General features: G+C 72.4%; 11 protein-coding genes and 1 pseudogene. 8 read left to right on the top strand and 4 right to left on the bottom strand.

All coding sequences use genetic code 11. From position 1 onward, the window contains the following. Window positions 1-199 precede the first annotated feature (199 nt). The 8 genes from ACFYUS_RS34570 to pheA all read left to right on the top strand — a co-directional run bounded on the left by ACFYUS_RS34570 (window position 200) and on the right by pheA (window position 7,148). Window positions 200-1,804, top strand: a complete 1,605-nt coding sequence (locus ACFYUS_RS34570) for an AMP-binding protein (protein ID WP_388861420.1) — start codon at window positions 200-202, stop codon at window positions 1,802-1,804. 9 nt (window positions 1,805-1,813) lie between these two features. Further along, window positions 1,814-3,367 (top strand): phenylalanine aminomutase (D-beta-phenylalanine forming), encoded by a 1,554-nt coding sequence (locus tag ACFYUS_RS34575; RefSeq protein WP_388861422.1) that lies wholly within the window; start codon window positions 1,814-1,816, stop codon window positions 3,365-3,367. Between the two features lie 8 nt (window positions 3,368-3,375). Beyond that, window positions 3,376-3,783: a 3-hydroxyacyl-ACP dehydratase FabZ family protein gene (locus ACFYUS_RS34580; RefSeq protein ID WP_388861424.1), complete on the top strand. Its 408-nt coding sequence runs from the start codon at window positions 3,376-3,378 to the stop codon at window positions 3,781-3,783. Then, window positions 3,776-4,267, top strand: coding sequence for a 3-hydroxyacyl-ACP dehydratase FabZ family protein (locus tag ACFYUS_RS34585; RefSeq protein WP_388861426.1), 492 nt, complete (start codon window positions 3,776-3,778; stop codon window positions 4,265-4,267). The genes ACFYUS_RS34580 and ACFYUS_RS34585 overlap by 8 nt, the downstream gene beginning before the upstream one ends. Before the next feature lie 25 nt (window positions 4,268-4,292). Further along, window positions 4,293-4,538 carry an acyl carrier protein gene (locus tag ACFYUS_RS34590; RefSeq protein ID WP_388861428.1) on the top strand — a complete coding sequence of 82 codons (246 nt, stop codon included), beginning with the start codon at window positions 4,293-4,295 and terminating at the stop codon, window positions 4,536-4,538. A gap of 110 nt (window positions 4,539-4,648) precedes the next feature. After that, on the top strand, window positions 4,649-5,035 hold the full coding sequence (gene aroH / locus ACFYUS_RS34595; protein ID WP_388861430.1) for a chorismate mutase: 387 nt from the start codon (window positions 4,649-4,651) through the stop codon (window positions 5,033-5,035). An 11-nt stretch (window positions 5,036-5,046) separates the two neighbouring features. Continuing rightward, on the top strand, window positions 5,047-6,273 hold the full coding sequence (locus ACFYUS_RS34600; RefSeq protein ID WP_388861445.1) for a 3-deoxy-7-phosphoheptulonate synthase: 1,227 nt from the start codon (window positions 5,047-5,049) through the stop codon (window positions 6,271-6,273). Window positions 6,274-6,296: 23 nt separating this feature from the next. Further along, window positions 6,297-7,148 carry a prephenate dehydratase gene (gene pheA / locus ACFYUS_RS34605; RefSeq protein WP_388861432.1) on the top strand — a complete coding sequence of 284 codons (852 nt, stop codon included), beginning with the start codon at window positions 6,297-6,299 and terminating at the stop codon, window positions 7,146-7,148. 40 nt (window positions 7,149-7,188) lie between these two features. Here the strand turns inward: pheA and ACFYUS_RS34610 are convergent, their stop codons facing one another. From ACFYUS_RS34610 to ACFYUS_RS34625, 4 genes and pseudogenes are all read right to left on the bottom strand, one after another. Further along, window positions 7,189-8,316, bottom strand: coding sequence for an FAD-dependent monooxygenase (locus tag ACFYUS_RS34610; protein WP_388861434.1), 1,128 nt, complete (start codon window positions 8,314-8,316; stop codon window positions 7,189-7,191). Between the two features lie 182 nt (window positions 8,317-8,498). Beyond that, window positions 8,499-9,710, bottom strand: coding sequence for a methionine adenosyltransferase (metK, locus tag ACFYUS_RS34615; protein ID WP_388861436.1), 1,212 nt, complete (start codon window positions 9,708-9,710; stop codon window positions 8,499-8,501). Between the two features lie 43 nt (window positions 9,711-9,753). Continuing rightward, window positions 9,754-10,818 carry a methyltransferase gene (locus ACFYUS_RS34620; protein WP_388861438.1) on the bottom strand — a complete coding sequence of 355 codons (1,065 nt, stop codon included), beginning with the start codon at window positions 10,816-10,818 and terminating at the stop codon, window positions 9,754-9,756. Between the two features lie 282 nt (window positions 10,819-11,100). After that, window positions 11,101-12,128: pseudogene (locus tag ACFYUS_RS34625) on the bottom strand (hypothetical protein); the annotation flags it as partial.

Consider the following 12,128-nt stretch of genomic DNA (forward strand, 5'->3'; position numbering starts at 1 on the left):
GACGGCAAAAAGAAGGCCTGTTTGTTTTGGTGCGGGTGTGCGCGGCAGGGCGCCGACCTGCCCGTACACCGCCGCTCAAGACACACTCCAGTCTCACTCCCATCGGTGTACCCCACGGTTGGTCCCGAGGCCCCGAAGCGATACGGCGGCACCGGCGGCTTCGCTCGCCGCCGTCACTCAACTGACAAGGGAGACGTTTATGGAACGCCCGCGTCCTTCGGCGGACAATCTCTACGGGCTGCTCATGGGGCCCGCGGCCGTCACTCCGGACAAGCCGGCGGTGGTGGAGGCGGACGGCACGGGAGCGGTGCGGGAGGTCTCCTACCGTGACCTGGACGCTCTGACCCGCCGGTACGCGGCCGTGTTGGACGGTCTGGGGCTCGATGTCGGTGACCGTGTGGTCATCGAGGCGGACACGTCGGCGGCGTCGGTGGCCATGCTGCTCGCCTGCTCCCTGCTGGGTCTGCCGTTCGTGACGGTGAGTCCGCAGACTCCCGACACCCGCCTTGTGTCGATCGTGAGTTCGGTCGAGCCCGCGCTGCATGCCCGGGCCGGCGGTCTCGCGCGCAGGGAGCGGGTGCGGACGGAGGGCAGCGCGCACTTCGGGCCGGACGGCCTGGTGGTGGAGCGTCCGCCGGCGCGCCGGGTGCGGCGGCGCCGTGAGGTGCTGGCCACCGACACCGCGTACATCGTGTTCACCTCCGGCTCCACCGGGCGTCCCAAGGGCGTGGTGATGAGCCACCGCTCGATCGTGACGTTCCTGCGGGCGATGCTGCAGGACAACCTGGCCGGCCCCGACGACCGGGTGGCGAGCACCTCGCCGCTGCAGTTCGACTTCGCGCTGTTCGGGATCGGTGTGGCGCTCAGCAGTGGCGCCGCTCTCGTCCCGGTGCGGCGGGAGGATCTCGGCTCGCCGCGGCGCATGATCGGTTTCCTCAGGGATGCCGGGGTCACCCAGGTGCACGGCGTTCCCTCGCTGTGGCGTCCGGTGCTGCGTCACGACCCGGACCTGCTCAAGGAGCTGGACCGGGTGGGCTCGGTGGTCTTCGCCGGTGAGGAGTTCCCGCTGCCGGAGCTGCGCCGGCTGCAGGAGATGCTTCCCGGTGCCCGGCTGGTCAACGGCTACGGGGCGACGGAGTCGATGGCCGCCTCGTTCACCGATGTCCCCGATCCGCTGCCGGCCGATGTGGAGCGGCTGTCGATCGGGCACGCGCACGCGGGCGCGGAGATGACCCTGGTGGACGAGGCGGGCGAGGTGGTCACCGAGCCGGGCCGGATCGGGGAGATCTATCTGCGCAGCCCGGCGCTGTTCACCGGCTACTGGAACGACCCCGAGGCCACGGCCGCGGTGCTGGTGCCCGACCCGGTCGAGCCGCGGCACGGGCAGAAGGTGCTGCGCACCGGCGACCTGGCCCGGCTGGGCGAGGGCGGTGACCTGTCGTTCGTGGGCCGGTCCGACTACCAGGTCCAGATCCACGGCAACCGGGTGGAGCTGGGCGAGATCGAGGGCACCTTGACCCGTCTTCCCGGCGTGACGGCGGCCTCGGCCCTCCTGGTGCCGCGGGCCGGCGACCACGTGCTGGCCGCGGCGGTGGTCCTGGACGGACCGCACACGCAGCTCGACGTCCCGGCGGCCCTCGCGTTCTGCGCGCGGGAGCTGCCCGCCTACATGGTGCCCCGGTCGCTGTACCCCGTGCCGGAGCTGCCCCTGACCGAGAACGGCAAGGTCGACCGTGCCTTGCTCACGCAGACGCTGGCCTCCTCGCGGGGCACTTCGGATCTTCGACACGCTACGAACGCTTAGGAGCCACACGTGACTTACACCCTGTCCATCGGCCGGCGGGTACGGCTGACCGACGTCGCCTCGACCGCGCTCTCGGCCGAGAACGTGGCCATCGACGACACGGTGCGCGCACGCGTGCAGGCCTCGCGCCGCACGCTGGAGAAGTTCGTCGCCGAGGAGCGGGTCATCTACGGCGTCAACACCAGCATGGGCGGGTTCGTCAACTACCTGGTGCCGGTCACGATGGCCCGGCAGCTCCAGGAGAATCTGCTCAACGCCGTGGCGACCAATGTGGGTACCCACCTGGACGACGACACGGTCCGCGCGATCATGACGTCCCGCATCGTGTCGCTGTCCCGCGGCAACTCGGCGATCTCCATGACGAACCTGGACAAGCTGATCGCGATACGCAACTCGGGGGTCATCCCCTGCGTGCCGGAGAAGGGCTCGCTGGGCACCAGCGGCGACCTGGGTCCGCTGGCCGCGATCGCCCTGGTCTGCATCGGCCAGTGGAAGGCGCGCCTGGACGGCGAGGTGCTGCCGGGCGCCGAGGCGCTGCGCCGGGTGGGCATCGAGCCGATGGAGCTGAGCTTCAAGGAGGGCCTGGCGCTGATCAACGGCACCTCCGGCATGGTGGGTCTGGGCAGTCTCAACCTGGCCCGCGCCCAGCGGCTGCTGCGGACCTACCTGTTGATCTCGGCGCTGTCGGTGGAGGGTCTGGCCGGCAAGACCAAGCCGTTCGACCCGCGGGTCCACGCCCTCAAGCCGCACAAGGGTCAGCAGCAGGTCGCCAAGTTCCTGTGGGAGACGCTGGCGGACTCCACCCTGGCGGTCGACGAGCTGGACACCGAGCACCTTCTGTCGGGCGAGATGGGCGACACCGCCAAGGCGGGGTCGAAGTCCATCGAGGACGCCTACTCGGTGCGCTGCACCCCGCAGATCCTCGGGCCGGTCGTCGACAGCCTCGCCTCCATCGAGCAGGTCGTCGAGGACGAGCTGAACTCCTCCAACGACAACCCGCTGATCGACCCCGACGAGGAGGAGGTGTTCCACAACGGGCACTTCCACGGGCAGTACGTGGCCATGGCGATGGACCACCTGGCGATCTCGCTGACCACGCTGATGAACCTGTCCAACCGGCGCATCGACCGGTACCTCGACAAGACCAACAGCGAGGGCCTGCCGGCGTTCTTGTGCAACGAGAACCCGGGCCTGCGGCTGGGTCTGATGGGCGGCCAGTTCATGACGGCGTCGCTGACCGCGGAGACCCGCGCGAAGTGCATGCCCATCTCCATCCAGTCGCTGACCTCGACCGGCGACTTCCAGGACATCGTGTCCTTCGGTTTCGTCGCCGCCCGGCGCGCCGCCGAGGTGCTGGACAACGTCGCCCACGTGGTCGCCTTCGAGCTGCTGTGCGCCGCGCAGGCCGTCGACATCCGCGGCACCGAGGGCCTGTCGCCGGCGACGCGGCGGCTGTACGAGCAGGTGCGCGAGGTGGTTCCGTACCTCGACCACGACGTGACGATCACCGATTACGTCGAGGAGCTCGCCAAGCGCCTGCTGTCCGAGCCGGGCCTGGGCTGAGGAGCGTCGTGTCTGCTCCCTCGCGAACGGCGGAGGTGTTCGACGCGCTGGACGGCCGGCCGCTGATCGAGCAGAGCTCCACGGGCACCCGCGTCACGGTGCGGGTGCCCGTGGAGCGGGCCGCGGCGCAGATGGTCGGCCACTATCCGGGCTTCCCGATCTTCCCGGGGGTCCTGCTGGTCGACTGTGTGCGCCAGGCGGCCGGTGCGGCCGTGGGCGCGCGGCTGCGGCTGCGCCGTATCGACCGGGCCCGTTTCGCCCGGCCGTTGTTCCCGGGCGACGAGCTCACGCTGTCGCTGCTGGTGACGGCCGGGCCGGACGGCCCGGTCGCGGTGCGGGCGCGCGGCACGCGGGCCGACGGTCAGATGGCGGCGGAGCTGTCGGTGACGCTGGAGCCGGAGGCGGGCGATGTCTGACCACGACCGGCCGCTGCTCGACCACAGCCAGGTGCGGTCCCGGCTGCGCCAGCGCCCGCCGATGCTTCTGCTCGACACGGTCCGCACGTTCTCGCCGCCCGACGCGCTGGTGGCCACCAAGGCGGTCACCGGCGGGGAGGACTGCTACCGGGACATGGCGCAGACGGCCGGGCCCGGCGGCTTCGCCTATCCGTCGGTGCTGCTTCTGGAGTCGTTCGGTCAGGCGGTGTCGCTGCTGTGGTCGCTGGCCGAGCTCGGCCCGGCCGAGGAGGTCCCGCTGATGGTGGGCATCCGCGGCCTGGTCTACGGCGCGCCGGCGCTGCCCGGCGACGTCCTGGAACACCACGTACGGCTCAGTCACCACTCCGGCGGGGTGGGCGAGTTCACGGGTGAGACGCGGGCGGCGGGCCGGACGGTCCTGACCGTCGGCTCGATGCTCGTCGTCTCGCGTCCTTCCTCGAGCCTGCTGCCCGCCGCACCCTGACCGCATCACACCTAAGGACAAGAAGATGAACAGCACCGACAACTCCCTGCTCAAGGTCCGCTCGATCGTCGCGGAGATCCTGGCGCTGGACGTGCAGGACGTCGAGGACACCGCGGACCTCTTCGACCACTACCAGGCCGACTCGCTCAACCTCATCGAGATCGTCGCCCAGGTGGAGAAGCAGTACCGGGTGACGCTGCCGCTGGACGAGCTGCCGCAGGCCCGCAGCGTCCTGGCCCTGCACGAGCTGCTGGAGCGGCAGGCGGCCTGATCCCCGCGGGCCGCCGGCCCCTTCTCCTTCTTCTCCGCAGACACAGGAGCCAGCCAGTGACGACCCCGACCAGTCAGGTGATCGAGCCAGGCGCTCTCGCGGTGCGTGCCGTGCGCGGTGCCACTCAGGTCGCCTCCGACGATCCCGCGCTCATCGAGCAGGCCACCACCGAACTCCTCGGCGAGATCCTGCGGCGCAACGATCTGACCGATGCGGACCTGATCAGCATCGTCTTCACCACCACCCACGACCTGCGCTCCGCCTTCCCGGCGGCCGCGGCCAGGAAGCTGGGCCTGACCGATGTGCCGCTGCTGTGCACCGCCGAGATCGCGGTCCCCGGCTCGCTGCACCGCGTCATCCGGATCCTGGCGCACGTGCACAGCCCCCGGCCCCGCTACGCCATGCACCACGTCTATCTCGGTGCCGCGTCGGCGCTGCGCCCCGACCTGGGTGCCCCGCCCCCGGGAACTGACTCCCCTCTGCCCCAAGGAGCATGATCATGTCCGCGATGCCTCTCGCGTCTCCCGTCCGCGACCGCGATCTGCGGCTGCCGGCGGCCCCCTCCCCCGCCCCGGTCCCGGGCCGGCTCGTCGCTCCGGAGCAGCAGCCGGTGTGGGCGGACCCGGCCCGGGCGGCCGCGGTGCGGGCGGAGCTGGCCGCCCGGCCCGGCCTGGTGGGCTGGGAGGAGGTGCAGATGCTGCGCATGCTGATGGCCGAGGCGGCCGTCGGCACCTACCAGATCATCCAGGCCGGGGACTGTGCGGAGGACCCCGCCGAGTGCGGGCCGCAGGCGGTCAACCGCAAGATCGGTCTGATCGACGCGCTGGCGGGCGTCATGAAGATCAACACCGGTAAGCCGGTCATCCGGATCGGCCGGATCGCCGGGCAGTTCGCCAAGCCGCGCAGCTCCCCCACCGAGGTCGTCGACGGGCTCGAACTGCCGGTCTACCGGGGCCATCTGGTCAACGGGCCGGCCGCCACCTTCGAGGAGCGGCGGGCGGACGCGGAGCGGATGCTGGCCTGCTACGCGTCGGCGGACCAGGCCACCACGCTGCTGCGGCAGCGCACCGGTGCCTGGATGCCGCCGACCGGGGCGCCGGTGTGGACCAGTCACGAGGCGCTGGTCCTGGACTACGAGCGGCCGCTGCTGCGCCGCACGGCCGGCGGCCAGAGCTATCTGTCCTCCACCCACCTGCCGTGGATCGGGGAACGCACCCGTGACCCGCAGGGCTCCCACGTCCGGCTGCTGGCCCAGGTGGCCAACCCGGTGGCCTGCAAGGTGGGCCCGGGGATGTCGGCGGCGGAGCTGGTGGAGCTGTGCGGACGGCTCGATCCGGGCCGGGAGCCCGGCCGGCTGACGCTGATCGCGCGGATGGGGGTGGGCCAGGTCGCCTCCCGGCTGCCGGCGCTGGTGGCGGCGGTGCGGGAGGCCGGGCATCCGGTGTCCTGGCTGTGCGACCCGATGCACGGCAACACGGTCAAGACGTCCGACGGGGTCAAGACCCGGTCGGTGCAGACCGTCATCGAAGAGGTGGTGGCCTTCCAGCAGGCGGTCGCCGGGGCGGGCGGGGTCGCGGCCGGCCTGCACCTGGAGACCACCCCGGACGACGTGACCGAATGCGTCTGGAGCCAGGACCGGCCGGGCGACGTCCACACCCGTTACACCACGCTGTGCGACCCGCGGCTCAACCCCCGGCAGGCCGTCGCCGTCGCCGGGGCCTGGAGTGCGCTCTGACCGGTCGAGCCGGGAGGTATCCCTTGAAGTCCATCGCCTATCTGGGACCTTCCGGCTCGTTCACCGAAGCGGCCCTGAGCGGGCTGGCCGTACCGTCGGAGGCGGCCGTGCCGTATCCGACGGTGCGCCAGGCCCTCGACGCCGTGCGCCGGGGTGAGGCGGCGGCCGGTGTGATCCCGTGGGAGAACTCGGTCGAAGGGTCCGTCACCGAGTCCGTCGATTCGCTGACCGCCGGGCGGGATCTGAGCATCGTCGGCGAGACGCTGCTGCGGGTGGAGTTCGCGCTCGCCGTCCCGCCCGGGGGGTCGCTGGAGACGGTACGGCAGGTGCTGACGCATCCGGTCGCGCTGGCGCAGTGCCGCAGCTGGCTCAACACCCATCTGCCGGGGGCCGAGGTGGTGACCGCGGGCTCCACCGCGCAGGCCGCGCAGAAGGTCGGCGCGGCGGGCCTGCCCGACCGGGCCGCGATCGCCTCGCCGGTCACGCTGCGGCGCTACGGGCTGCGGGTCCTGGCCTGCGACATCGGGGACCGGCGCGATGCGGTGACCCGGTTCGTGAAGGTCGCCCGGCCGGTGGCCGGCGCCCTGCCCACCGGTGTCGACCGCACCAGCCTGGTCGTGCCGCTGGCCGACAAGATGCAGCACCTGCACACCGTGCTGGAGGAGTTCGCCCGCTCCGCCGTCCCGTTGACGGCGGTGCTGTCCCGGCCCGGCGGTTTCGGCCTGGGCACGTATTCCTTCCTGCTGGAGTGCGAGGGACACGTGGACGACCCGTCCCTGGGCCCCATCGTGGCCGCCCTGGCCCGGCGTCATGCCGCGTTCGTGCTGGGCAGTTATCCGCGCGCCGACCTCAGCCGGCTCGCCCTGTCCGGCTGAACACCCCCACCGGGCCCCGGCGGCGGCGGGCGGGGTGGTGTCAGATCGGTTCGACGAGCCGGGCCAGCGCGCGTTCCACCACGGCCGTCTGTGCCTGGGGGGACGCCTGCTGCTGTTCGAGCCTGCCGATCTCGATGGAACTGGCCACCACGAACCGGCACCGCTGCTCGTGCCGGGCCGAGTACGCCTCGAACGCCGCCGGGACCGTGCGGTGGCGGGCGAGTTCCTCGGCCAGCACCAGGGCGTCCTCGACCGCGATGCCGGCGCCCGAGGCCAGCTGCGGCGTGGTGGGGTGGGCGGCGTCCCCGATCAGGATGACCCGCCCGCGGTGCCACGGCCCGGGCAGGTCGAACGACTCCAGCGGGCGGTAGGAGATCTCGGTGTCCTGGCCGATCGACTCCCTGAACGCGGCGACGTGTCCGCCGTAGGGGGCCAGCAGGCCGGCCAGGGCGCCGGGCAGCTCGTGGGGCGGGCGGAACCGGCGCGAGGTGCGCTCGACGACGAACAGGTACATCTGCGTCGCCGAGACCGGGGTCCAGCCGACCTTGACCGGCCCGCCCAGGAAGTAGTGCCGGGCCCGCACCCCCGGCGGGCGGGGCACGAACATCCGCCACACGCTCTGCCCGGTGTACTGCGGTTCGGGAGCCTGGGGGAAGACCTGGTGGCGGGTGCGCGAGGAGATCCCGTCGGCCGCGACCACCATGGTGTAGCGGCCCGCCGTGCCGTCGCTGAAGGTGACGTCGACGCCGTCGGCGTCCTGTGTGATCGTCTCCACCGACATCCCGAACCGCGGCCGCACCCCCAGGTCCAGGACGCGGGAGGACAGGATCCGGTACAGCGCCGGGCGGCCGATGCCGCCCGAGCCGCGCACCCCTGCCTGCGGCGGCATCGGGGTGGGGACGTCGTGCAGGTGGGTGCCGTCGACGGCGCACACCCGGATGCCCTCGCCCACGTAGCCCTGCGCGGCGACCTCGTCGTACACGCCGAGCTGCCTGAGCGCGCGCAGCGTGGGGCCGGTGATGGTCAGGCCCGCGCCCAGCACGCTCCAGTCGGGTTCGATGTCGATCAGGTCGACGCGTGCTCCGATGCGTCGCAGGGTGATGGCCGCCGCCATGCCGGCGATCCCGGCACCGACGATCAGCACGTGGCCCGCCTGCTGCGAGGTCATCGTGGTCCCTTCGGTCGATTCGCGGGGGACGGCTCGGGCGCCGCCCCGCAAGGAGGGGGTGGCCGGCCCCGGTGGGGGCGGCGGTGGGGTGTGGTGCGCGGCGGTGGGGGGTGCCGCGCACCACGGCCCTGGCCCGGGCCGCCGGAAAAAAGGGGGGGCGGCCCGGAAAAAGGGGGGGGCGGTCAGGTGGTCCGGGCGGCCTGCCGGAGGGCGTCGGCGCGGTCGGTGCGCTCCCAGGTGAAGTCGGGCAGCTCGCGGCCGAAGTGGCCGTAGGCGGCGGTCTGGGAGTAGATCGGGCGGAGCAGGTCGAGGTCGCGGATGATCGCGGCCGGGCGCAGGTCGAAGACCTCGGTGATGGCGTGCTCGATCTTCTCGGTGTCGACCGTGTGGGTGCCGAAGGTCTCGACGAACAGGCCGACGGGCTCGGCCTTGCCGATCGCGTAGGCGACCTGGACCTCGCAGCGCGAGGCCAGGCCCGCGGCGACGACGTTCTTGGCGACCCAGCGCATGGCGTAGGCGGCCGAGCGGTCGACCTTGGAGGGGTCCTTGCCGGAGAAGGCGCCGCCGCCGTGGCGGGCCATGCCGCCGTAGGTGTCGATGATGATCTTGCGGCCGGTCAGGCCGGCGTCGCCCATCGGGCCGCCGATCTCGAAGCGGCCGGTGGGGTTGACGAGCAGCCGGTAGCCGTCGGTGTCGAGCTTGATGCCGTCCTGGGCCAGGCGGGCCAGGACGTGTTCGACGACGTGGGTGCGGATGTCGGGGGTGAGCAGCGCGTCGAGGTCGATGTCGGAGGCGTGCTGGGAGGAGACGACGACCGTGTCGAGGCGCACGGGCGTGTCGCCGTCGTACTCGATGGTGACCTGGGTCTTGCCGTCGGGGCGCAGGTAGGGGACGGTGCCGTTCTTGCGGACCTCGGTCAGGCGGCGGGAGAGCCGGTGGGCCAGGTCGATGGGCAGCGGCATCAGGGCGGGGGTCTCGTCCGACGCGTAGCCGAACATCAGGCCCTGGTCGCCGGCGCCCTGGCGGGCCAGTTCGTCCTCGTCGCCCTCGTGGCGCGACTCGTAGGCCCGGTCGACGCCCTGGGCGATGTCCGGGGACTGGGATCCGATGGACACCGACACGCCGCAGGAGGTGCCGTCGAAGCCCTTCTTCGAGGAGTCGTAGCCGATGCCCAGGACCGTGGTGCGCACCAGGTCGGCGATGTCGACGTAGGCGCTGGTCGCGACCTCTCCGGCGATGTGGACCTGGCCGGTGGTGATCAGGGTCTCGACGGCGACGCGCGCGGTGGGGTCCTGGCGCAGCAGGGCGTCGAGGATGGTGTCGCTGATCTGGTCGGCGATCTTGTCGGGGTGGCCCTCGGTGACGGACTCCGAGGTGAACAGGCGGCGGGACATGACCCTCCCAAGTGGTGTGGACACGAAAGGCGGTTGCGCTCGGTCAGCCGTTCTTCGTCGCGCTCAAGATGCCCTGCAGCGGCAGGACGTCCGGCGGCAGGTCCGCCGGGTTCTGGGAGATCTGCCGGGTGACGGTGAACCCGGCCTCTTCCAGCCAGCTCGCGAGCGTCGACAGCTTCTGCGGGCCGCCCTGTCCGGTGGCGCAGCCGAGGAAGAAGGAGGGGTAGTAGTCGACGCTCCAGGATTCCTTGATGTTCTCGGCGTAGATCGGTCCCAGGATGTGGACCCGGCCGCCGGCCGGCAGGGACGCGTGGACGTTGCGGAGGATCTTCAGCACGTCGTCCTTGTCGAACATGGTCAGGAAGTGCTTGACCAGGATGGTGTCGAAGCCCTCGGGCACGCTCTGGAAGACGTCTCCGCCGATGAACGAGGAGGTTTCCTCCACGCCGTTGGCGCGGAAGTTGGCCAGGCATTCCTCGCGCTTGTCGGGCAGGTCGAAGGTGGTCACGCGCAGTCCGGGCGAGCCCTTGAACTTGTGGGTGTGGATGGCGCCCAGGCCGGTGTGTCCGCCCAGGTCCAGGACCTGCGCGCCGGACGGGATGTCGATGTTGTCGAAGAACCAGGGGTCGATGCGGTCGGTGACGGAGTCCATCAGCTTCGACCACGGTTCGCGCAGGTCGGCGTGGAGGGCCATCGCGCCGTACAGGTCGCCCTCGAATCCGTAGAGTTCCCTCAGCCCGACGATGGTGCCGGTGCGCACGCTCTCGGTGAGGTAGTACAGCTGCCGCAGGGTGGTGGCCTTGATCTTGCCCATGAAGTCCAGGACCCGCTGCAGGTCGACGTCCTCGACGTCGGCCAGCGCGTCCAGGCGGTAGGTCCCGGCCGTCTCGTCGTGGGCGAGGAAGCCCTCCTTGACGGGCAGGTTCAGCAGCTGGGCGACCGCGCCGGGCTTGGCCCCGCAGACGGCGCCGAGTTCGGCCGCGGTCATGCCGGGGTGGTCGCGCAGCGCGTCGACGAGGCCGAGTTCGAAGCAGGACAGCAGGTTCATGAACCGTGCGGGTCCCACCATGTACTCGCGGAATCGGGCGAGCGTGGCGTGTGCAGTCATGGAACGTTCTTCCCTTCGGGTCGCGCACGGCCGACGCCTTGTCGCGGCTGCCTTGTCTCAGCATCTGGCATGCGGCTTGATTGAGGCTTTGGGGCGGGTCGTCGCCGGCTTGACGCCGGGTACCGGCGGCTGTGCTCGTGCTGGTGGCGGTGGCGGTGGGGGGGCTGGTGGGGGGCCGGGGCGCCGCCGGGCGTCAGGCCGGCGGCTGTGCCCGTGCGCATGGCGGCGGGTGTGGGGGGCTGGTGGGGGGCCGGGGGCGGGCCGGCCGGGTCCGGCGGGGGGTCATGTCGCCCGGACCGCCTGGGCGGCGGGCGGGCGGCCGGCCGGCCGTTCGCCGGCCCAGGCGCGGCCGGCCGCCGCCTCGATGCGCAGCCGCAGCCGTCCCCGGCGCATGCGTCCGGTGGTCTCGTACAGGGCCTCGGCGACGACGGCGTCGGTGAAGCGGAACCAGCCCAGCCGTTGCGGGTCCTCGTCGACCAGGCCCGCCGCGATCGCGTGGTCCAGGACCGCCAGGGCCGTGTCGAGGTCGGTCGAGGCCACGTCGGCGACGACCTCGACGTCGAAGTGGCGGCCGGCCACGGCGGCGACCGCGAGGAGCTCGGCCGCCGGTTCGGGCAGCCGGGCCAGGCGCTGGAGGACCACCTCGCGCACGGGGGCCGCGACCGGTGTGGCGGGGGGTCCGTCGGCGCGCTGCTCGCCGGCCAGCAGCCGGATCATCTCGCGCAGGAAGAACGGGTTGCCCCCCGAGCGGGCGCACAGCCCCTCGGCCGTGCGGCTGCTGACCTCGCTGCCGACGATCGCGCTGGCCAGGGCCCGGGTGTCGCGGGGGCCGAGCCCGCGCAGCTCGATGCGCGTGGGCCGTACGCCGGGCAGCGCGGCCAGCGTCCCGGCCGGCTCCGGCGCCTCGTGCGAGCGGTGGGCGGCGATCAGCAGCAGCCGGCTGTCCGCCACCCGGTGCGCCAGGTGGGCCAGCATCCGCAGGGAGGCCGGGTCGGCCCGGTGCACGTGGTCGAGCATGACCACCAGCGCTCCGGTGCCGGACAGGGCGGTCAGGTGCCCGGCGAGGGCGTCGAACAGGTACGGATCGCCGGGCGGGTGCGTGCCGGGGGCCGGGTGCGGGTGCGTGCCGGGGGCCGGGTGCGGGTGGGTGCCGGGGGCCGGGTGCGGGTGGGTGCCGGGGGCCGGGTGGGGGGTGGTGGCCGGCGGGCCGCCGGTCAGGGCGGTCAGGGCCGGGGGGGCCGGGCGGTGCGGGAAGGCGGCCTCGGCCGCGCGCAGCACCTGCTGCCACAGGGACAGCGGGGGCGGGGCGA

The organism is Streptomyces sp. NPDC004284 (assembly GCF_042874035.1).
Lineage (GTDB): Bacteria > Actinomycetota > Actinomycetes > Streptomycetales > Streptomycetaceae > Streptomyces.

Coding starts and splice junctions, on each gene's coding strand:
- ACFYUS_RS34570 (WP_388861420.1), top strand. CDS start 200: ATGGAACGCCCGCGTCCTTCGGCGGACAATCTCTACGGGCTGCTCATG.
- ACFYUS_RS34590 (WP_388861428.1), top strand. CDS start 4,293: ATGAACAGCACCGACAACTCCCTGCTCAAGGTCCGCTCGATCGTCGCG.
- ACFYUS_RS34585 (WP_388861426.1), top strand. CDS start 3,776: ATGTCTGACCACGACCGGCCGCTGCTCGACCACAGCCAGGTGCGGTCC.
- ACFYUS_RS34610 (WP_388861434.1), bottom strand. CDS start 8,316: ATGACCTCGCAGCAGGCGGGCCACGTGCTGATCGTCGGTGCCGGGATC.
- metK (WP_388861436.1), bottom strand. CDS start 9,710: ATGTCCCGCCGCCTGTTCACCTCGGAGTCCGTCACCGAGGGCCACCCC.
- ACFYUS_RS34600 (WP_388861445.1), top strand. CDS start 5,047: ATGCCTCTCGCGTCTCCCGTCCGCGACCGCGATCTGCGGCTGCCGGCG.
- ACFYUS_RS34620 (WP_388861438.1), bottom strand. CDS start 10,818: ATGACTGCACACGCCACGCTCGCCCGATTCCGCGAGTACATGGTGGGA.